General features: G+C 30.0%; 16 protein-coding genes and 1 other RNA gene. 16 read left to right on the forward strand and 1 reads right to left on the reverse strand.

Annotated elements, in window-relative coordinates:
- Position 1 precedes the first annotated feature (1 nt).
- The 7 genes from rpoD (at position 2) to F3K33_RS04670 (ending at position 7,734) form a co-directional block, all read left to right on the forward strand.
- Positions 2–1,132 carry an RNA polymerase sigma factor RpoD gene (gene rpoD, locus F3K33_RS04640; protein WP_011968196.1) on the forward strand — a complete coding sequence of 377 codons (1,131 nt, stop codon included), beginning with the start codon at positions 2–4 and terminating at the stop codon, positions 1,130–1,132.
- A gap of 304 nt (positions 1,133–1,436) precedes the next feature.
- Positions 1,437–2,129 (forward strand): tRNA (adenine(22)-N(1))-methyltransferase, encoded by a 693-nt coding sequence (locus F3K33_RS04645; RefSeq protein ID WP_039769725.1) that lies wholly within the window; start codon positions 1,437–1,439, stop codon positions 2,127–2,129.
- A gap of 11 nt (positions 2,130–2,140) precedes the next feature.
- Entirely contained in the window at positions 2,141–2,932 is a 792-nt protein-coding gene (locus F3K33_RS04650; protein WP_039769724.1) for a Nif3-like dinuclear metal center hexameric protein, read from the forward strand.
- A gap of 156 nt (positions 2,933–3,088) precedes the next feature.
- Positions 3,089–3,394 carry a hypothetical protein gene (locus tag F3K33_RS04655; protein ID WP_023973997.1) on the forward strand — a complete coding sequence of 102 codons (306 nt, stop codon included), beginning with the start codon at positions 3,089–3,091 and terminating at the stop codon, positions 3,392–3,394.
- Positions 3,395–3,464: 70 nt separating this feature from the next.
- An RNA gene (rnpB, locus tag F3K33_RS04660) (RNase P RNA component class A) lies at positions 3,465–3,812 on the forward strand.
- Between the two features lie 356 nt (positions 3,813–4,168).
- Complete coding sequence (locus F3K33_RS04665) at positions 4,169–6,019, forward strand: S8 family peptidase (protein WP_023973996.1); 1,851 nt, start codon at positions 4,169–4,171, stop codon at positions 6,017–6,019.
- Entirely contained in the window at positions 6,016–7,734 is a 1,719-nt protein-coding gene (locus tag F3K33_RS04670; RefSeq protein ID WP_023973995.1) for a S8 family peptidase, read from the forward strand. Before F3K33_RS04665 ends, F3K33_RS04670 begins: the two co-directional genes overlap by 4 nt.
- Before the next feature lie 141 nt (positions 7,735–7,875).
- On the opposite strand, the gene F3K33_RS04675 is transcribed toward F3K33_RS04670, so the two are convergent.
- Positions 7,876–8,628: a gamma-glutamyl-gamma-aminobutyrate hydrolase family protein gene (locus F3K33_RS04675; RefSeq protein ID WP_023973994.1), complete on the reverse strand. Its 753-nt coding sequence runs from the start codon at positions 8,626–8,628 to the stop codon at positions 7,876–7,878.
- A gap of 438 nt (positions 8,629–9,066) precedes the next feature.
- Between F3K33_RS04675 and F3K33_RS04680 the strand changes: the two genes are divergently transcribed.
- From F3K33_RS04680 to F3K33_RS04720, 9 genes are all read left to right on the forward strand, one after another.
- Positions 9,067–9,834, forward strand: a complete 768-nt coding sequence (locus tag F3K33_RS04680; RefSeq protein WP_039769723.1) for a transglutaminase domain-containing protein — start codon at positions 9,067–9,069, stop codon at positions 9,832–9,834.
- Between the two features lie 271 nt (positions 9,835–10,105).
- Entirely contained in the window at positions 10,106–11,215 is a 1,110-nt protein-coding gene (locus F3K33_RS04685; protein WP_011968204.1) for an ABC transporter ATP-binding protein, read from the forward strand.
- Positions 11,216–11,245: 30 nt separating this feature from the next.
- Entirely contained in the window at positions 11,246–12,190 is a 945-nt protein-coding gene (locus F3K33_RS04690) for a PucR family transcriptional regulator (protein WP_011968205.1), read from the forward strand.
- Positions 12,191–12,600: 410 nt separating this feature from the next.
- A complete protein-coding gene (locus F3K33_RS04695; RefSeq protein ID WP_039769721.1) occupies positions 12,601–13,617 on the forward strand; it encodes a LacI family DNA-binding transcriptional regulator in 1,017 nt (338 codons plus the stop codon).
- Between the two features lie 92 nt (positions 13,618–13,709).
- Entirely contained in the window at positions 13,710–15,197 is a 1,488-nt protein-coding gene (malQ, locus tag F3K33_RS04700) for a 4-alpha-glucanotransferase (protein ID WP_039769719.1), read from the forward strand.
- A 2-nt stretch (positions 15,198–15,199) separates the two neighbouring features.
- Positions 15,200–17,560, forward strand: a complete 2,361-nt coding sequence (locus tag F3K33_RS04705) for a glycogen/starch/alpha-glucan phosphorylase (protein ID WP_039769717.1) — start codon at positions 15,200–15,202, stop codon at positions 17,558–17,560.
- Between the two features lie 317 nt (positions 17,561–17,877).
- Complete coding sequence (locus F3K33_RS04710) at positions 17,878–18,837, forward strand: D-2-hydroxyacid dehydrogenase (protein WP_023973989.1); 960 nt, start codon at positions 17,878–17,880, stop codon at positions 18,835–18,837.
- 66 nt (positions 18,838–18,903) lie between these two features.
- Positions 18,904–19,788, forward strand: coding sequence for a beta/alpha barrel domain-containing protein (locus tag F3K33_RS04715; protein WP_039769715.1), 885 nt, complete (start codon positions 18,904–18,906; stop codon positions 19,786–19,788).
- A gap of 310 nt (positions 19,789–20,098) precedes the next feature.
- Positions 20,099–22,267 (forward strand): type IA DNA topoisomerase, encoded by a 2,169-nt coding sequence (locus F3K33_RS04720; RefSeq protein ID WP_017211802.1) that lies wholly within the window; start codon positions 20,099–20,101, stop codon positions 22,265–22,267.
- Positions 22,268–22,277: the final 10 nt, after the last annotated feature.

The raw sequence follows: 22,277 nt of genomic DNA on the forward strand, positions 1-22,277 counted from the left end.
TATGACGGAAGGAGGCAATAATAAGATGGAACAAAAAGCGAATGGAAAAGTAACAAAGCCAAAAGACGATAAAAAAGATAAAAATGCTAAAATGGCGGCTGTGAAGGAATTAATTGACAAGGGTAAAAAGAATGGTTCACTAACATATAAAGAAATCATGGAAGCTATGGATCATATTGATTTGAGCCCAGAGCAAATAGAAAAAATATATGAAGTTTTGGAAATGACAGGTGTTGAAATAATAGGTGAAATTGCGGATACAGAAACTGAAGAAGAAATTGATTTATCGGTCCCAGAAGGTATAGCTATAGATGATCCAGTTCGAATGTATTTGAAAGAAATTGGAAAAGTGCCTTTATTGTCTTCTGAACAGGAAATAACTTATGCGAAAGAAATTGAAGAAGGAAACCAAAAGGCTAAGAAAAAATTAGCTGAAGCGAATTTAAGATTAGTTGTAAGTATAGCTAAAAGATATGTTGGAAGAGGTATGTTATTCTTGGATTTAATTCAAGAAGGAAATTTAGGTCTTATTAAAGCTGTTGAAAAATTTGATTACAGAAAAGGATATAAATTTTCGACTTATGCTACATGGTGGATTAGGCAAGCAATAACAAGAGCAATTGCAGATCAAGCTAGAACAATAAGAATACCTGTTCATATGGTAGAAACTATAAATAAGCTTATTAGAGTACAAAGACAATTGCTCCAAGAATTAGGTAGAGATCCATTCCCAGAAGAAATCTCGAAGGTTATGGAACTTCCAGTGGATAAGGTTCGCGAAATTCAAAAAATTGCACAAGAACCAGTTTCGTTAGAAACTCCAATAGGTGAAGAGGAAGACTCTCATTTAGGAGACTTTATTCCAGATGATGAAGCACCAGCACCAGCTGAAGCAGCAGCATTTACAATGCTTAAGGAACAATTAATCAATGTCTTAGATACATTAACTCCTAGAGAAGAAAAAGTATTAAGATTAAGATTTGGACTTGATGACGGAAGAGCCAGAACACTTGAAGAAGTAGGAAAAGAGTTCAATGTTACTAGAGAAAGAATTAGACAAATTGAAGCAAAAGCTTTAAGAAAATTAAGACATCCGTCAAGAAGCAAGAAATTAAAAGATTATCTAGATTAGTATCTAAAAGCACCTAAAATTAGGTGCTTCTTTTTAAATAAGGAATTACCAAACTTTAAAACTAGATTTGTGTAGTGACTTACCGAAATCATAAATATTTTGATTCAGAAAAGCTAAGAACTTTTAAGAGTTCATTTTCAAATATTTTCTTCATATTATGACCCTTGAGGTTACAAATATATTTATGATTTCTAGTGAAGATATGAACTTAAGGTTTTAGCAACTTTGTAAATACATTCATCTAATAAGTCGAATCCTTAAATTGGATATCTAAAATTTATAAGTAAGACAAAAAGAGGTAAATATGGAATTAAGTAAAAGACTAAAATGGATTATAGAAAAAATTAATAAAGTGGAAGTAATAATGGATGTTGGAACAGACCATGGATATATACCAATATATTTAGTTAAACATGATATAGCTAAAAAAGTTATTGCATCAGATATTAATAAGGATCCACTGAAAAAAGCTAAAATTAATGCAGCACTTGATGGAGTGTTAGACAAGGTAGATTTAAGATTAGGAAGTGGTTTAGCTGTATTAAAAAATAAAGAAGCTCAATCTGTAATAATTGCAGGAATGGGTGGTAATTTAATTAGAGATATATTAGAAAATGATTTGGATAAGGTGAAAAAATTAGAATATTTAGTGCTTCAACCAGCACAAAATCCAGAAGTATTAAGAGAATATTTATATACTAGCGATTATGAAATATTAGAAGAGGATATTTGTTTGGATGAAGACAAGTATTATGAGATATTTAAAGTTAAGTATAAAAAAGGTGATTATATAAAATTAGATAATATATTTTATGAAATAAGCCCATTTATATTAAATAAAAAATCACCACTATTTAAATCATACATAGAAAGTAAAATTGAAAAAAATGAAAAAGTAATGGATTTTATTAAAGATAATACTGAACATGCAATTTCAAGAAGAAATGAGTTAATAGAAAAAAATGAGAAGTTAAAGAAACTACTAAAAAGTTTTTAGGCGGTGAGATTATGGTCCAAGTAAAAGATATAGGAAGAGAAATAGAAAGAGTTGCACCAAAGTTTTTAATGGAGTCTTATGATAATGTTGGTCTAACGGTTGGAGATGAAGAGAAGACTATAAACAAGGTTTTATTATCTTTAGATTGCACAAATGAAGTAATTGAGGAGGCAGTAGATTTAAGATGTGAGTTAATAATAACTCATCACCCACTGCTATTCAAAAGACCTAAGAGTATAGTTAAAGGAGATTTATTGGGGAACAAGTTGATAAATCTAATCAAAGAGGATATAGCATTATACTCTTGCCATACCAATTTAGATAGTGCTAAAGGTGGAATTAACGAAACTATAGTTAGAATGCTAGGATTTGAGTCACAAGAAATTATTGAACCTAATGAATCTAATAATTATAAAGATGGCGGAATTGGAAGACTGGTTAAATTAGACGAAGAAATAATGTTGAATGATCTTATAGAAATTATTAAAAAAAATTTAAATATAAAAAATATGAGGATTGTTAGGGGAAAAAATAAAGCAAAGACAATAGCTATAATTAATGGCAGTGGGCAAGATTTCTTTTATAAAGCAAAAGATCTTGGTGCAGACTGTATAATAACAGGGGATACAACATATCATTTTGCATCGGATTTCAAAGAATTAGGTATAAGCATAATAGATGCAGGTCATTTCTCAACAGAATACCTTGTGTTCTTAAAAACATTGGATTTTTTAAGGGGAAAATTTAAAGATGTAGAGTTCATCGCTTCAAAAAAAAGTGAAGATCCTTATGAGTTTGTTTGATAAATTAATATTTAGTAAAACTTTATATTAAGGCTATAACTGCACTAAATTATTTAAATGTTAAGTTCTAATGCATATAATTAATTGAAAAAGAGTTTACTAAAAAAATGAATAGGTGCATATACTAATAGTGTAATAATAATTGTGCGGTGAATTATGGGGAAAGATCATGATTTTAATAATAAAAATAGTGAAGATTTAAAAGATGACTTGAAAAATTTCTTTAAACATAGTAAGAAAACAGTACGAAATTTTTTTAGGGGAGGAAGCAGAAGAAGTAAATATGGTGGATGGAATGGTAGATTTCCACCATTTTTTCCTAGCAAGAATCCTCTTTTATTTTTACTTTATCCTAAATTAATTGTTGGTGGACTTATATTATTAACGCTTCTATTCTGTGGCGTAAGTTTATATGGAATAATAGTAATACTATTATTAACAATAATATTTTTTTTAATATAACTATAATTTAGAAATGTTGTATAAAAAATATATTTGCATCTTAAAAAGATATATGTTAATATAGATTTTGCGAGTGAGACGTGCAATCGCTGCTAGACTTGATCTAGGAGAGGAAAGTCCGAGCTCCATAGGGCAGGGTGCTGGATAACGTCCAGTCAAGGCGACTTGAAGGAAAGTGCAACAGAGATATACCGCCTAAGTTTACTTAGGTAAGGGTGGAAAGGTGATGGTAAGAGCTCACCAGCGTGATGGAGACTTCACGGCTATGTAAACCCCACTTGGAGCAAGACCGAATAGAGAGGCAATTGAAGGGGCTGCCCGTCCCGCCTCTGGGTGCGTCGCTTGAGCTTACTGGCAACAGTAGGCCTAGATAGATGATTGCTTAATACAGAACTCGGCTTATGGCTTATCTCGCATATGTAAAATAGGCAGTTGAGAGAATGGAAGGTTAATTTCTTCCGATATTCTTCCGACGGCTATTTTTTTGTGTTAATTTACATGAAGATAGTTAATGATGTTGACTGGTTTGAATATAAAGGTTTAGACTAAGTTTTCTAAATAATATATAATTAAAAGTATTTTAAGCAATAAGCATTATAATGTTTGTTGCTTTTTTTGATTACTTTATTAGAAATTATGAGAGGATAAAAATTTAATTTAAATATTAAGGAATATTACAGTTATTAATTTAGAGATGAACAAATAATTTCAATCATCAAATAAACAATATAAAAATATATATAATATTAATGCAAGTAATATTAGGAGTTAGATATGTCTGATTTACGTGACTGTAATTTATATTATGATCCCGATTCGGCAAATTATTTGATTGAGTATAGAGGGAATTTCAAAGAACAAATAGATAAGTTATCTTATGCTTGTGGGGATATAATTACAGGCACTATCGGAGTAATATCTGTACGAAGTAATGATTTTGATAGGCTCCTAAATGATGTTCCAGCAATTGTATTTTATGATTTTAGGACAATTTATGTATTACAAGATATCTCACCATCATCTGTAGATAATATAAATAACATAAAGATAAATCCTTTTTTAGATTTGAATGGGAGGGGAGTGCTAATAGGAATAGTCGATACAGGTATAGATTATTTAAATGATGAGTTTATAAGAGAAGATGATACATCAAGAATAATAAGTATATGGGATCAATCCGTTCAAAGTAATACTAGTGACTCTGTATATATAGGACAAATTTATTCAAATAATCAAATTAATAGTGCTATTGCAGCTAAAAGAAATAATGGAGATCCGTATCAAATAGTTCCTTCCAGAGATGAAGTTGGACATGGAACAAAAGTTGCTGGGATTATAGGAGCAAGAGGATATAATACTGAGTTTCAAGGAATTGCTAATGCAAGTGATTTTGTTATTGTTAAGCTTTTGGAATCTACTAATTTTAAAAGACAATTGAAAGAAAATGGAATTCCTTATACTCCGGTATATAATGCATCTGAAATTGTAGCAGGAGTAGAATATTTGAGAAGAGTCGCAGTAGAACGTAAGCAACCAATGGTTATCTATCTAGGTGTTGGAAGCACAGAAGGTAGCCATGATGGTAACAACTTGATTTCAAGATATATAACATCAATTGGAAATAGTAGAGGATTGTGCGTAGTAAATGGAGTGGGAAATGAGGGGGATTCTCAAGGTCATGTATCAGGATATATGAGGAATGTAGGAGATGCAAAAGTAATAGAACTGAGAATACCAAGGGAAATGAAATTTCTTCCAATTTATATATGGATACGAAGACCTAATATCGCATCAATAAATGTAATTTCTCCGACAGGTGAGGCTTCAGCAGTTATACAATCTAAAATAAATAAGGTTCAACCGGTGAGATTTGTTTTTTTAAATACAGATATGCTAGTAAGATTCTATTCACCAGAACATTTCACAGGACATCAAGTAATAAGTCTTACGTTTAGTAATATAAAGCCAGGGACATGGTCTTTCAACTTGATAGGCGAATATATAACAAATGGTAGGTATGACATATGGCTGCCGCCCAAAAGTACTTTACCAGAAAATACAATATTTCTCGAATCGGATCCTTTTACGACTCTAACAATACCATCAACAGCTGTTAATGTTATCACAGTATCTTACTATGGAAATAATAATGCATTAATTGCGGCTTCTGGTAAAGGATTTAATACTAATGGATTGATTAACCCAGATATTTCAACTATAGGTGTAAATATATTAACAACAAAAGTTGGAGGAGGAGTAACAACATTTTCAGGCAGCTCAGCTGCTACAGCGGTAGTGACTGGGGCGTGTGCGCTTTTATTACAATGGGGGATTGTAGATCATAATGATCCTACTATGTATACTAAAAAAATTAGAACATACATAATGTATGGTGCTAACAGAAATTCAGCTAATAGATATCCCAGTAGAGAAACAGGATATGGTGATTTTGATTTACTAGGTATTTTCAATATAATTAGTGGTTTATATAGAAATAGCAACCAAAGATTTAGAATGAATATTACTGATAAAAAATATACAAATGAAAATCATGAGTTTGATGAGTATTATGTAAATAAATTATTTATAAGAATTCCAAAGGCAGGAGATGTAAAGTTTAGATGAAGGAAGGTTTTAGAGCTCCAATAAATATTTTTTCTGATGCAAATTATTATCATTATATAGTTCAATATGAAGGTAACATTGAGGATGAAGTTTCAAAACAGCCAGGGTATTATGCGACCATAATTAATAATCAATATGCCATATTATCTGCACCTGTAGAGCTTGATACAGGTATACCGATTCCAGTTTTTTCTACAGTAATATATATGGCTTTTCCAGATATATTTACTCTAGAAGAAGTTTCTCCAATTGAAGCATCCCAAGCTAATTTTTTGCAATTAGAGCTGCCATTAAGACTTACAGGGAGAGGAGTAGATGTAGCAATTATAGATTCAGGCATTGATTATTTAAATGATGAATTTATAAGAGGAAATGGTCAGACTAAAATAGAGTATATTTGGGATCAAACTATAAATTCTGAGCAGCAAACTGGAAAGAATGGAGTTCCGTTTGGAAGTGTCTACAATAAAAGCACAATACAACAAGCAATAGATGCTTTTAGGTCTGGACAATCTCCTTACGATATAGTTCCAACCAAAGATGAAATAGGTCATGGAACAAATATGGCTGGAATAATTGGATCAGTTGGAAAAAATCCTGATTTAAAGGGGATGGTTCCAGAATGCGATTTTGTGGTGATAAAGCTTCTTGAAAATATTGCTTACAAAAGGCGGTATAATATACAAATACCTATATATAGTATGTTATCAGTTTTCTCAGCATTAGAATTTTTAAACAGATATTCACTAGAAAATAATAAACCTATGGTTATATATATGCCTTTAGAAAGTAATTTAGGAGGCCATAAAGGAAATGGTTTTTTAGAACAATATATGGATTTTATGTCTCAAAGTAGTGGGATTGCAATAGTTAATGGCTCAGGAAACCAAGGTGCAAGTGGGACACATACATCAGGTACAATATCTCAAGTTAATGAATCGAGAACAATACAGCTATATATATCGCCAGAGCAAAAAAATATAATAGTTGATATTTGGGTTGAATCACCTAATATAATGACACTAAATATAATATCACCATCAGGAGAAAGTACTGGAACTATAAATGCAGAAATAACGGCTATAGAAACTTATTCATTTGTATTTGAAACCACTTCAATGGTAGTAAATTATTATGTTCCAGAAGAATACACAGGTGATCAGTTAATGAGAGTAAGGTTATTAAATATAACAGAAGGAATTTGGCGTTTTACCCTGACAGGACAGTCAATTCTAAATGGTAGATTTAATGCATGGATACCACAAGAAGGTGTTAGTATCGGAGGAACTAGGTTTATTGCTTCGGATCCTTATGGGACTATAAGTAATTCAGCATGTTCAGAATATACGATTACTGCAGCAGCGTACAATCAGCTAAATAATAATGTCTTAGATTATTCTGGAATAGCATTTTTAGAAGACTATATTAATAGAATTGATGTGGCTGCAGGTGGGATAAATGCATTAACTGTAGCACCTAATAATCAAACGGCTATCGTTAATGGAACAAGTGTATCAGCGGCTATATTAGCAGGGGCTTGCGCTATGTTATTTCAATGGGGAATTGTAGAAGGAAATGACCCTAATATATATTCGCAAACAATAAAAACATATATTCAAAGAGGTGCAGTTCAAAGAAGTGGAGATTTATACCCAAATCCAGTATGGGGGTATGGAATACTTAATGTGCTGAAAATGTTTCAAAATATGCGATAAATTGCAACTCCATATTTATAGTATAATATAGGCACATTCTTTTATAGTTTAGATAAATTAGAATCCCTAAAGTAAATCTTATGAAAGGCAAGTATACAAAGATTTAATTGCATAAGGCAACTTGAATTTAGGGATTTTAAATTATTTTTTATGATCTAATGAATTATTTTTATATGAAGCATTTATAAAAGCTTCAAAAAGTTTAAGCATATTTTTATCGTTATAAGCAGTCATAATTTCAGGATGAAATTGCACACCGACAACAAAATTTTTCTCACAACTCTCAATAGCCTCAATCACTTTATCCTTAGAGTAAGCCGTAACTTTAAAACCGGGAGCTAAATCTTTAATTGCTTGATGATGAAAGGAATTAATTAGCGCAGTATTTCCCAAGATCTCATATAAAATTGAGCCCTCAATAATTTCTAAAGTATGGCTAGCCGCTCCATCTTTTGTTTGTTGATGATGTTTTATATAACAACCACTCATATCAGATAAATCTTGATATAATGTGCCGCCAAAAGCTACATTTAGAATTTGATGACCTCTACAAATTGCTAAAATAGGTTTATTAAGTTCATAAGCTATTTTTACAAGTGCCAGATCAAACTCATCTTTATCAGGGTAAATATAACCTAATTTAGGCGATGGTTCTTCATTATATAATAAAGGATTTATATCTATTCCACCAGAAAGAACGATGCCGTCAAGTAGTTCGACTTGTCTTCTAATGGATTCTTCATCAGAAAGAATAGGAAGTATAATTGGAACACCGCCTGCTTTAATTACGGATTCAACATAATCATTGCCAAGTGATTCTACAACTGAGTGCGAATATTGAGTTTCATGTTTAATAACTCTGTTTGAATTTATGCCTATAATTGGTTTATTCATGATTTGTATACCTCCCTTAGCATATATATAACTTATAATATATATGTATAAATAAAGATTGTCAATTGTGCATAAATGGAGGGAAAATAGGGAAAAGTCAACAATTTATAAACAAAATATAAATAAAGTATTAATTTATATTTACAAAATGAATAAAGTAAGTACAATAGAAGTAATGATAACTTATTTGTTACTCTCTAGAAAGTCATGGTATTAGATAATCTGCTAATATTGTGCCTTTTGTGAGTATAAATTATGAAAAAGATTGATTTAAAATTTACGTTCAAAAGGAAAATATATTCGCTTGGCAGATTTCTCTCACATATGCTTAAAAAAGGCAGCTGAGTAAAAAATCTCAAGAGTCAGAGTCGCAAGCGAGTTTGGTCTACATATGATGAAATTGAAAGTGTTGAAATGACATGGGGGAACATATTAATTATGAAAAAGTTTTTCAAAACAATAATGATAGCAGTTGTTATTATACAAGCTATAACTGTAACTGCATTTGCGTATGATAAAGTTAATAATATGAAGAGTATGGAAAATCATATTTATAATCATCTCGAAAATAGAGATACTGATTTTACTATTTTATATACAGGGGCAAGGTCGGAATTTGAAGAGAATATAAGTAATTGTATTAAGGATGCATATTCAAAAGATGATTACTTAGAGAGATCTTGGCTAGAGATAAAGCCTAAAGCAAAGGTGACTGAAAATGGTATCGAGACAACTTTAGATGTAAAATATCTGACAACTAAGGAACAGGAAAATTATGTAGATAATGAATTAAAGAGAATTACTAATTCTTTAATTAATAAGGATATGTCAGAGTTAGAAAAAGTACAGGCTATAAATGAGTATATTATAAATAGATACGAATATGATTATACTCTAAAATCTACAAGTGTTTATTCTGCATTGACCACCTCATTAGCTGTATGCCAGGGGTATGCAATGACTGCTTATAGAATGTTTAACTATGCAGGAATAGAAAATAGAATTGTAGTCGGGAAAATTAAGGATGTTTCTCATTCATGGAATGCTGTAAAAATTCAAGGGAATTGGTATCATATAGATGTTACTAACAATGATTCAAGTGATAAGAATAAGTACTTTTTAGTTGGAGATAGTACTTTAATTGAAAATAATTATACTTGGGATAGAGAAAAGTATCCTAAATCATTTAATGGATATTATAAATAAGCTTTTATTTAAGTGATTGTAACATAATCTTACTGCTTAATCGAAGTGTTGTATATAAACATTAAAATATTATAAGCAAAGCATATATCTAGTTTTGATTAGTATATGCTTTTTTTATTATCCTTTTATATTATTTCACAAAAAAGACAAGAGAGTTTTGTAAATTCTCAATATAGAATATAAAGGATTACATATAGTAAAATGAATATACAGAAAACATTAAATAAAATATAAATTGAGATAATTAAAGCAGAAAAGGGAGGAAATAAATATGGCAGATTTGTCACTAAGACATATTTATAAAATTTATGAAGGGGATGTAACTGCAGTAAAAGATTTCAATCTAGAAATTGAAGATAAAGAATTTATAGTTTTTGTAGGGCCATCAGGTTGTGGTAAATCTACAACTTTAAGAATGATTGCAGGACTTGAAGAAATATCTAAAGGTGAATTATATATAGGTGGAAAATTAGTTAATGATGTAGAACCAAAAGAAAGAGATATAGCAATGGTTTTCCAAAATTATGCATTATATCCACATATGACAGTGTATGATAACATGGCATTTGCTTTGAAATTGAGAAAAGCACCTAAAGATGAAATAGATAAGAAAGTTAGAGAAGCAGCAAAGAGATTAGATATTGAACATTTGCTAGACAGAAAGCCAAAGGCTTTATCAGGAGGTCAAAGACAAAGAGTTGCATTAGGACGTGCTATTGTTAGAGAACCAAAGGTATTCTTAATGGATGAGCCTTTATCAAATCTTGATGCAAAACTAAGAGTTCAAATGAGAACAGAAATATCAAAGCTTTATCAAAGTTTAGGAACAACATTTATATACGTTACTCATGATCAGGTTGAAGCTTTGACAATGGGAACTAGAATTGTTGTAATGAAGGACGGTGTAATACAACAAGTTGATACTCCTCTTAATATATACAATACGCCAAATAATTTATTTGTTGCAAGCTTTATAGGAAGTCCTCAAATGAATTTAATAAATGGTATTGTAAGTGAAAAGGAAGGAAAGTTATATTGTAAATTTGATGAAAATAATATATTATTGCCAGAAGAAAAAGCTAAAGTACTAAAAGAAAAAGGATATGTTAATAAGGAAGTAGTATTTGGTATAAGACCTGAGCATTTAGATGATAATGCTCAAATAATTGAAAATAACCCTGCAGCAACTTTAACTGGAGATGTAGAAGTTGTTGAACGTATGGGTGCTGAAAGTTACATTTACTTTAAGTCAGGAAATAATAATATGACTGCAAGAGTTGATGGAAGTACTAAAGCAGAACCTAAAGACAAGATTAAATTATATGTAGAACATGAAAATATTCATGTTTTTGATAAAGAAACAGAGTTGAGAATTTGCTAGTATTAAATTAGTGACAATTGAGGTGAGGGAATGAAGGGATTAGTGAAATATTTACAAGAAATATATGAAGATTGTGAAATACCATTTGAAGTTTATGTGGACGATGAAATTATATTTAAGGCTAATCCTAATTCTTTTAGCGAAAATATACTTGAAGATACATTTTTTATTGGACCCAAAAGTTTCAAAATAAAAACAGAAGGGGACCGCAAGGATTTCATAAGAATATTAGTATTTTGTATCAAAGATAGGTATAAAGATAGTTATAACAAAAAAGAGAAAATAGTTTCTGAGTTATTACAAGGCTTAAGTATATCTAAGGAAAAGATTAAGGAAATTATGCCGCCAATAAAAGAAGAAACATTTTTAGTTACTTTAAATTTAAAAGAAAAAGTAACAGAGGCATTAGAGGCGTTAAAAAATGTTTATAATAATAATGATGTAACCATTCTTATATTTGAAGATACAATCATTTTAATTGGAATTTTTGAAGATATAAAGGAGCATGTATCTAGTATAAGTGAAACAATATACTTCTCACTTTACGAAAAGTGTTATATAAGTTATTGTCATATTGGGGATTATGAATTATTGAACAAGTTATATAATGAAAATATGTATAAAATTAATTTAGCTAAAAAGTATAATGTATCTCAAATGGTATTTGGATGTAACAGCCTTTTATTTGAAGAAGTTATGGATAATTTAAATCAGGATATTAAGGAAAAAATACTAAATAACTTTAATGAAAGTTTTTCGAAGTTAGATGAAGATATGTTAAAAACTATAGAGGTTTTCTTTAAATCGGACTTAAATTTAAGTGAAGCTTCAAAAGGATTGTATGTTCACCGAAATACTCTAATTTATAGATTAGATAAGATACAAAAATACACAGGTTACGATATAAGGAAGTTTAATGATGCTGCATTATTCAAGATAGCCTTCTTTATTTGGATTCAAAAGAATAAAATTTAATAGATATAGCTAGAAATCTTATCTGAAGATCGTTAAAAGTAATCTTCAGATAAGATTTTTTATTTTTAGTCATGTAAATATAAACAAGTAAGAATAAATAAAAAAATTGTTGGTTTATAAGTATCGTAATTACAAAAAAATACTTAATAAGACAGCCATTATGTAATCATAAATAGAAAATTAAGAAAATATAATATAATTTCAGGAATTTATTGTATAAATATTCCGCGTTTGTTAAAATGTTATTAAAGTTAATTAAATAACTGAATTGTTATATAAACATGATTACGAATAAAACGAATATAATATTGTATGCTTAAATATCTATTTAATCAAGATTTTTGAATTAACAGGAAATTAAGGTAACGATACCGAACTATTATAATTTAATAGTGATGCAGGAGATAAATATGAATATAAAGGATATAGCAAAATTAGCACAGGTTGGAGTCAGCACTGTTTCAAGAGTATTAAATAATCATCCTGATGTTAAAGAAAGTACAAGACAAAAGATTTTGGAAGTAATAAAAGAAAGCAATTATATACCTAATAATAGTGCTAGAATACTAAAACAACAAAACACAAAAAATATAGGAGTTTTAGTAAAAGGCGTATTCAATCCATTTTTTTCTCAAATGATTAATGTCATAGGAAATATAATAAATCAAAATGGATATACAATGATATTGCATCAAAATGATTATAAGAATGACCAAGAGGTTGAAACTTTAATAGCTTTTATAAAAGAGAAGAAATTACAAGGAATTATCTGCTTAGGCGGTAATTTTGCTGATATTACAGATGACTGTTTTAGAGAAATAAATGTCCCTATAGTACTAACTTCTGTCAATACTGTTTCAAAACAAGGCAAGGAATATTATTCATCGGTTGGTATAGATAATGTTAAAAGTTCATATGATGCAACCTCATATCTGATAGAAAAAGGTCATAAAAAAATAGCATTAATTTTAGGAGAAGCTGATGATATAGGCGTAAGCATATTAAGAATGCAAGGATATAGGGAAGCATTAGAAAAAAGTAAAATAAGAATTGATGATGAGTTAATTATTGTTGGTGGATATTCAAGCAGAGGCGCATATAATGAAACACTGGAATTATTGAAAATAAGAAAGGATATTACTGCATTTTTTGCTCTTTCAGATATTATGGCTATAGGTGCTGCTAAAGCAATTCTTGATAGTGGGTTAAAAGTTCCTGAGGATATATCAATAATCGGATTTGATGGCATGGATGAAAGTGAATATTATAATCCTAGTATAACAACAGTAAAACAGCCGGACAAGCTAATGGCAACTATGAGTATAAATTTATTAATATCTCAGATTAATGAAAGAAAAGAAAACCAACATATATTATTAGAAACTAATTTAATTGAGAGGGATTCATGCTTCAATTTGTTAAAGTAATGGTTATTGATATCTAAAGAATATTAAAAAGGGAAATAATATATATAATAATTTAAGTTATTATTATATTCCTAGAGGGTGGAGGAATGAGAATGAAAAGAGGTAGTGGAATCATTATGCATATTGCATCTTTGCCAGGTAGATATGGAATTGGAACATTTGGAAAAGAGGCATATGAATTTGCGGATTTTTTGAAGAAAGCGGGTCAAAGTTTTTGGCAGATACTTCCCTTAGGACAGACTAGTTATGGGGATTCACCATACCAGTCATTTTCGGCATTTGCTGGAAATCCTTATTTTATTGATTTTGATATTTTAGAGTCTGAAAATTTGATAAGAAAGTCCGATTATGATGAAATAAATTTTGGTGATAATCCAGAGCGTATAAATTATGAATTGTTATTTAAAGAAAAATTGAAAGTATTAAAATTGGCATATGAAAATTTTAAGCAGAAACAATCTGAGGATTTTAAGAATTTTGAAAAAGAAGAAGATATGTGGCTTGATGACTATGCTACATTTATGGCCTTAAAGAATAAGTTTGACCTAAAAAGTTTTCAAACATGGGATGCTGATATTAAATTAAGGAAAAATGATGTTTTAAAGAACTATAAAGAAGAACTTAGAGATGAAATTCAATACTGGAAATTTGTCCAATACGAATTTTTTAAACAATGGATAAACTTGAAAAATTATGTTAATGAATTGGGAATTAAAATTATAGGTGATATACCCATATATGTTGCAGAGGATAGCGCAGATTTGTGGAGTAATCCAAAAGTATTTTTAGTAGATGAAGAAACGTTAACTCCAATAAAAATTTCAGGCTGCCCACCTGACGCATTTTCTTCAACTGGGCAGCTTTGGGGAAATCCTATTTATAATTGGGAGTATTTAGAAGGAGAAAACTATAAATGGTGGATAAATAGAATCAGGCAGAGCTTAAAGCTTTATGATGTAATAAGAATAGATCATTTCAGAGGCTTTGAGGCATACTGGTCCATACCTTATGGAGATAGAACAGCTGTAAATGGAGAATGGGTAAAAGGACCAGAAATGAAATTATTTAATGAAATAAGAAAAGAACTTGGAGATATAGAGATTATAGCTGAGGATCTAGGTCTATTAACTGAAGATACTATAAAATTTAGAATAGAGACTGGTTTTCCAGGTATGAAAGTATTAGCATTTGCCTTTTCAGGTGATTGTGAAAATCCATATCTACCGCATAATTATGAAAGAAATTGCGTGGCATATACAGGGACTCATGATAATGATACTATAAAAGGCTGGATTCAAACGACAGGAAGTAAGAATGAAGTTGAGAATGCAGTTGAATATTTAAATCTTACAGAAAAAGAAGGGTATAATTGGGGATTTATAAGAGGAATATGGAGCAGTGTTGCGGATACATCTATTGCACTTATGCAAGACTTCTTAAATCTTGGAAATGAAACTAGAATAAATTTACCGTCTACTATTGGAGAAAATTGGACATGGAGAGCAAAAGACGGTGTTTTTACTAATGAGTTAGCAAATAAAATATATAGATTAACTAGAATTTATGGAAGGTGTGAGTAAGTGTGGATAAACAAAGAATAAGAGATGGTATAGAAAGATATTTAAAAGTAAAACATGCAGTAAAGTTGAAGGATGCTCAGGATTATGAAATTTTTAATGCGCTTTCATTAACTATTTTGGAGGAGATAATTGATAATTGGAATGAAACAAGTGAAACTTATAACAAAGGAAGAATGGCATATTATTTATCAGCAGAATATTTAATGGGAAGAGCTCTAGGTAATAATTTAATGAATTTAGGTTTATACGATGAAGTTAAGGATGTTTTAAAAGAGTTAAATATAGACTTAAATAGAATCGAAGAAATAGAAGAAGATGCAGGACTTGGTAATGGTGGGCTTGGAAGACTTGCAGCATGTTTTGTGGAATCTGCAGCGACATTAAACATGCCCTTAGTTGGATATGGAATAAGATATAGCAATGGGTTATTTAAACAAAACATTGAAAATGGGTTTCAAACTGAATGTGAAGATACATGGTTAAAGTATGGGGATTCATGGAGTGTTAGAAAAGATGATGAAATTCAAATAATTAGATATTCAGATATGACAGTAAAAGCAGTTCCTTATGATGTACCTATAATTGGTTATGGAACTAAAAATATAAATACTTTAAGATTATGGCAATGTGAGGCTTTAAGAGAATTTGACTTCAATCTATTCAATAACCAACAATATATTGAAGCTGTATCAGCAAGAAATAAAGCAGAGGATATATCAAGAGTATTATATCCAAATGATACAGCAGAGGCAGGAAAGATATTAAGGCTTAGGCAACAATATTTCTTCTCAAGTGCGTCTATGAAAGATATACTAAAAAAACATAAGGCTAAATTTGGAGCAGATTTTTCTGAATTTGTAAAATACAATGTGGCACAATTAAATGATACTCATCCAACAATATCAATTCTTGAATTTATAAGAATATTAGTTGATGAAGAGTATGTAGAATTTTCAGAAGCATTATCAATAGCTAAAGAGTTTTTTGGATATACAAACCATACAATACTTGCTGAGGCACTAGAAAAGTGGGATATAAGATTAATAGAAAGATTATTCCCAAGAATACTTCAAATTGCACATCAAGTTGATGAAGCATTAATGAATGAGCTAAGACAAAAAGGATATGACGAAGGCGCAATATGGAATTTTAGAATTATTGCAAATAATCAGATGAGAATGGCCAATTTAGCCATATTTGTTGGGAGAGCTGTAAATGGTGTTGCAGCACTTCATACAGAAATTTTAAAGAAGAATGAATTAAATCACTGGTATCATTTATATCCAAATAAATTTCAAAACAAAACTAATGGAATTACACCAAGAAGATGGCTTAGGCTCTGCAATGCAGAATTATCCGAGCTTATTACAGATTTGTTAGAAAGTGAAGATTGGATTAAAAATTTAGAGCTTCTTAAAGGTCTAGAGAAATTTAAAGATGATGATGCAGTGCTTGAGAGACTTATGGAAATTAAGCATGAGAAGAAAGTTCAACTAGCAGATTATATTAAACAAGAAGAGGGAATTAATATAGATCCAGATTCATTCTTTGATATTCAGATTAAGAGATTACATGAATATAAGAGGCAGTTATTAAACGCCTTATACATTTTAGATTTATATTACAGAATAAAAGAGAATCCAAATTTAGATATACCAAAAACAACATTTATATTTGGAGCTAAAGCATTCCCAGGATATAGAAGAGCCAAGGGGATTGTAAAATTTATAAATGAAATAGCTAGACTTGTAGATAATGACTCAGAAGTTTCTAAGAAAATAAAAGTTGTTTTTGTTCATAATTATAGGGTGTCTTATGCTCAAAAACTATTTCCAGGTTCAGACTTATCTAAACAAATTTCAACGGCTGGGAAAGAAGCTTCAGGGACAGGAAATATGAAATTTATGTTGAATGCGACTCCAACATTTGGAACTTATGATGGTGCTAATATAGAAATTGTTAAAGAAAGCGGAGAGGAAAATAACTATATATTTGGACTTAGAGTAGATGATATTGAAAGAATTAAGCATGACTATGATCCAAAATGGTATTATAGAGAAAATCCAAGTATTAAGAGAGTAGTTGATACTTTAATCGATGGTACACTAGATGATGGAAGAACTGGATACTTTGAAGATTTATATAATGCTTTGTTAGAAGAAAGAGATCAATATTATGTACTTGCAGATTTTGATTCATTTAAGCAGACTCAAGAAAGAGTGTTTGAAGATTATAAGGATAAAAAGAAATGGGCTCAAAAATGTTTTGCTAATCTATATAGTTCAGGAACATTTTCAAGTGATAGAACTATAAATCAATATGCAGATGAGATTTGGTATATAAAACCAGCCCCTATTAAATGATTATTGATTTAAGAATAAAATAATTAAGAGTTATGGAGAGAGAAAAATTTTATATCCATAACTCTTTACTTTTTTTACGTATTATAGTCATTTTTAATTATTTAAAATCAATTTTTAACACATGAATACGGAATTGGTTGAGTTGTAAAATAATTACGTATAAGTTTACATTTAAATTTGTTTACGGTATTATTAATATAGAAAAATAAGGTATGTATTCATAAAGTTAGCAAGTAAAATCATAATTTTTGAGAACTTCTTTTTTTATCATTATAGAGTAAATAGGATTATTTTAAAGTTGGAAAAGGAGATTGAGTATGAAGAAAATAGTAGTATTGGATGGAAGAACTTTAGGAAATGTAGACTATATTAAATTAAATGAGTTTGGCCAGGTGATTTATTATGATTTGACATCTGAAGAAGAAGTTGCAGGAAGAATTAGAAATGCTAATATTGTTTTAACTAATAAAGTTAAGTTAAACAGGGAAAATTTAAAAGATGCGAGCGAATTGGAATTAATATGCGAAATGGCTACAGGATATAACAATATAGATATAGAATATGCTAAAGAAAGAAATATTGCGGTAACTAATGTAAGAGGATATTCGACTACGACTGTAGCTCAACATACTTTTGCTATGTTACTTCATTTATACGATAATATAAGTTATTTTGATAACTTTGTTAAATCTGGAGAGTACTCAAGATATGATATGTTCACAAATTTAGAAGCACCATATAAAGATTTATGTGGTAAGATATGGGGAATAATTGGACTTGGAGCCATTGGAAAAAGAGTAGCTAGAATAGCTCAAGCTTTTGGTGCAAGAGTAGTATACTATTCAACTTCAGGAAAAAATTCAGATTCAGATTTTGCAAGAGTGGAGTTTGAGTCTTTGTTAAAGCAATGTGATATTATTTCAATACATGCTCCTTTAAATGAAAAAACTGAAGGATTATTAAATTATGAAGCTTTTACTAAAATGAAAAAGGATGCTGTTTTAATTAATGTTGGAAGAGGGCCTATAATTGTGGATGAAGATTTGACCAGAGCTTTAGATGAGGAGATAATAGGTGGTGCAGCTTTGGATGTATTTAAAGAGGAACCTATTCCAGTAGAAAACTCACTATTAAAAGTAAAAAATAAAGATAGGCTGATTTTCACACCGCATGTAGCGTGGGCAAGTGAAGAAGCTAGAAGTAGGTTGTTTTCAGATTTATTAGAAAATATAAGTGCGTATAATAGAGGAGAAAAAAGAAATAGAGTAGATATTTAAAGATTAGCAATTTGGGATAAATTATAAGAATAAACTAATAAAAGCTTAAATTAGCGGGAGGCTTTAATGAAGAATAATAGGGAAATTTTTTATGGGACATCGGCATTAAGATTTTATAACAAAAAAGATGTTATAAATGGAAAAGTTATAAAAATAAACCCTGCATTAATTACTATACTGGATAAATTAGATGAATCACTTGATATTGATACAATTCAAGGTAAGGTGATTGAAGAAGTAGAAATTTTGCTAAAACAAGGTAATATAAAAACATTACATGTGGATATAAACTTCGATGATTATAGCAATTTTGGAAGTGATGGTCCAAGCCTTAATTCTCACATTTTTAACATAAGCTTTCTTGAAAGATTAAATACGATAGCTGGATTATATGAGGTATTTTTGAATGTACATTTACTTACGGATTATCCTAAGATTCATATAAAAGAGATTAAGCACATAAATGTTGGGGCTGTATGTTTTCAGCTAGAAGTAGTGAAAGATCGCCAGGAATTAAAGGAAATTATAGGTGAGATAATTGAAATGGGAGCTTGCGTAAGCCCTGTGATTGAGGTTGTCGGAACGGATAGATTTATTCCGAAAACTAAGAAAGAAATACTGGAATTTATATCGCCATTTCAAGATAAGATTGGAATGTTAACATTCCAAGTGGAGGCTACAGGTGCACGTTCAAGTAATTCATTTGGGATGTTGAATTCGAAAGAAATAGCAGATTACATTAATTATTTTACTAGAAACTTTGATGGAACAGTGCAGATGCAAGGTGGAATTACTACTGAAACTATAAAGTCAGCCATTAAATTGGGAAGCGAGTTTTTAGTATGCGGTACAGAAATATTTAATAATAAATTAGGATATTCTTCAATGGAAGTTATAGAAAACATGCTTAAAGAGGCAGATAAAGCATTGTGTATTGAAAGAAAAGAATAAGTTAAAATATTATTAGTGAGAAAAGCTTGAATAATTTAGATGCAAGGTATAAATGATTTGTTCATTTATACCTTCTTTTAATATGTAAAGGAAATAATTAATATGAGAGTATTTATCTGTTTTTGATACCTGATATTTACATAAAGAACTTCAGCTGGTTTTATTTTTTGATTAGTGTTAATATATATAAGTGCTACAAGTAATAACTAAGGCACCTGAAAGGAAATAATAGACCTAAAGTGCAGAACATGCAGATATGATGGTCCATTATTTTTTTAATTGTGCTTAAAGGAGGATAATAAAATATATCATGGCAAAAGTTATTATTGCGGAAAAACCATCTGTTGCTAAAAATATTGCAGATGCATTTAATGTAAAAACTAGAAGAGATGGTTATTTTGAAGGAAATGGCTATTACATAACGTGGGCGTTTGGTCATCTTTTACAATTATATGATGCAAAAGACTATGATGAAAATATGAAGGGGTGGAGGTTTGAGAAATTTCCTTTCATTCCAGAGCATTTTTTATATAAGGTTAAATGTGATAGTGTAGACAGAACTGTTGAAGATAAGGGTGCAAAGAAACAGCTTGGAATAATAAAATCCTTAATTGATAAAGAAGATGTTGATGGCATTGTATCAGCTACTGACTTCGATCGGGAAGGGCAGGTTATAGCTGATGAATTGTTTGGCTATTTTAAGGTGAAAAAGCCTATATATAGATTACTTTTAAACGAGTGGACACCTGATGAAGTTAAAAGCGGAATGGAATCACTAAAAGATAATAAGGAAATGCAGCCACTGCAAGATGCTGGAATAGGAAGACAGTGGAGTGACTGGATAATTGGGATTAATTTAACTTCTGTAAGTACACTGAAATATAAATTTGAAGAAAACAAGACTATTAATATAGGAAGAGTGCTTCTTCCAACTTTAAAGATTATTTATGATAGAGATAAAGAAATAGAGAATTTTACAGCAACAACTTATTATAAGCTAGTGTCAAACTTCAAAACTTCAGCCAATGAAGAATTTGAGGGACTTTATTATGAGAATGATTCTGAAAAGTTTGAGAAAAAGGAAGATTTGGATAAATTTATTTCAAGGCTTGAAGGAGCAACTGCTAAGATTATTGATAAGCAGACAGAATTAAAAAAAGAATATCCACCATACTTATTTAATTTATCTAATCTGCAAGGACATATAACTAGTAAATATAAGGGATGGACATCAGATAAAGTTCTTAAAGTTGCACAGTCTCTTTATGAAAAGAAGCTTACTACCTATCCAAGAACGGCAAGTGTGGTTTTAGAAGAAAGTTTAAAGGATAGAGCGAAAAAAGTTTTAGATACATTAAAAGCTGGATTGCCATATGAAAAAGATATTAAATTTAGTACATCAAAAAGAATTTTTGATAGCTCGAAGGTTGAGAGTCACAGTGCTATAACACCAACATATATAAAGCCATCGGGCTTATCGTCTGATGAAAAAATAGTATATGATGCTATTAAAAATAGATTTATAATGCAGTTTATGCCTATAGCTGAATTTGAAGAAACGAAAGTTACATTAAAAGCTAATGTTTCAGAAATGAATGGAATTTTTGTTTCGAAAGGAAAAGTAAAGCTTGTAGAGGGATGGAAAGTAGTAGAGAAAATAGAAAGTAAAGATGTAATTCTACCCAAAATTGAAATAGATGAAACTGTAGATATTGTAGATTCTAAAGTGAATTCTGTTACTAAGAAGCCACCTAAGTATCACACTGAAAAAACATTACTTAGAGTAATGGAGACTTGCGGAAAAGGTATTGAAGGAAAAGATGAAGACTCAGAAGAAATGATGCAGGCAATTTTAAGTGGGTTTAGCATAGGAACTCCAGCGACTAGAGCAGAAACAATAAAGAAATTAAAGGATATAGGATACCTAAAGACAAAAGGTAAAAATCTTATGTGTACAGAGCTTGGGAGAAATTTGGTTGAGACTTTTCCAGTAAAAGAATTATTTGACTTGGAGTATACAGGTAGATTAGAGAAAACTCTTTCAGATATAGAGAAAGGAAAGTTTGCTAAAAGTGAATTTATTAAACTTATAACAGATTTCACAATCCAATCCGTAGAATTGATAAAAAAAGATGATGCTGCATTATCAAGATTTAAAGTAGAAATACCTAAAGATAGTGAGAATATAGGACCATGTCCAGTCTGTGGAAATCCAGTAATTGAAGGTGAAAAGAGTTTTGGATGCAGTAACTGGAAAAATGGATGCAAATATACGATTTGGAAAGATGATAGATATATAGCATCTTTCGGTAAGAAAATATCTAAAGAAATGGTTGAACTTCTGCTTAAGAATGGAAAAGTAGGATTTAGAAATCTTAAGAGTAAAAAAGGTAATACATTTTCGGCATATTTCAAATATGAGAAAAATGAGGAGAGTGGATACTTTAATTGGAAGATTGAATTTATAGACAATAAGTAAGGGCTTGTTA

Source organism: Clostridium beijerinckii, from assembly GCF_008705175.1.
Lineage (GTDB): Bacteria > Bacillota > Clostridia > Clostridiales > Clostridiaceae > Clostridium > Clostridium beijerinckii.

Coding starts and splice junctions, on each gene's coding strand:
- rpoD (WP_011968196.1), top strand. CDS start 2: ATGACGGAAGGAGGCAATAATAAGATGGAACAAAAAGCGAATGGAAAA.
- F3K33_RS04645 (WP_039769725.1), top strand. CDS start 1,437: ATGGAATTAAGTAAAAGACTAAAATGGATTATAGAAAAAATTAATAAA.
- F3K33_RS04650 (WP_039769724.1), top strand. CDS start 2,141: ATGGTCCAAGTAAAAGATATAGGAAGAGAAATAGAAAGAGTTGCACCA.
- F3K33_RS04655 (WP_023973997.1), top strand. CDS start 3,089: ATGGGGAAAGATCATGATTTTAATAATAAAAATAGTGAAGATTTAAAA.
- F3K33_RS04665 (WP_023973996.1), top strand. CDS start 4,169: ATGTCTGATTTACGTGACTGTAATTTATATTATGATCCCGATTCGGCA.
- F3K33_RS04670 (WP_023973995.1), top strand. CDS start 6,016: ATGAAGGAAGGTTTTAGAGCTCCAATAAATATTTTTTCTGATGCAAAT.
- F3K33_RS04675 (WP_023973994.1), bottom strand. CDS start 8,628: ATGAATAAACCAATTATAGGCATAAATTCAAACAGAGTTATTAAACAT.
- F3K33_RS04680 (WP_039769723.1), top strand. CDS start 9,067: ATGAAAAAGTTTTTCAAAACAATAATGATAGCAGTTGTTATTATACAA.
- F3K33_RS04685 (WP_011968204.1), top strand. CDS start 10,106: ATGGCAGATTTGTCACTAAGACATATTTATAAAATTTATGAAGGGGAT.
- F3K33_RS04690 (WP_011968205.1), top strand. CDS start 11,246: ATGAAGGGATTAGTGAAATATTTACAAGAAATATATGAAGATTGTGAA.
- F3K33_RS04695 (WP_039769721.1), top strand. CDS start 12,601: ATGAATATAAAGGATATAGCAAAATTAGCACAGGTTGGAGTCAGCACT.
- malQ (WP_039769719.1), top strand. CDS start 13,710: ATGAAAAGAGGTAGTGGAATCATTATGCATATTGCATCTTTGCCAGGT.
- F3K33_RS04710 (WP_023973989.1), top strand. CDS start 17,878: ATGAAGAAAATAGTAGTATTGGATGGAAGAACTTTAGGAAATGTAGAC.
- F3K33_RS04715 (WP_039769715.1), top strand. CDS start 18,904: ATGAAGAATAATAGGGAAATTTTTTATGGGACATCGGCATTAAGATTT.
- F3K33_RS04720 (WP_017211802.1), top strand. CDS start 20,099: ATGGCAAAAGTTATTATTGCGGAAAAACCATCTGTTGCTAAAAATATT.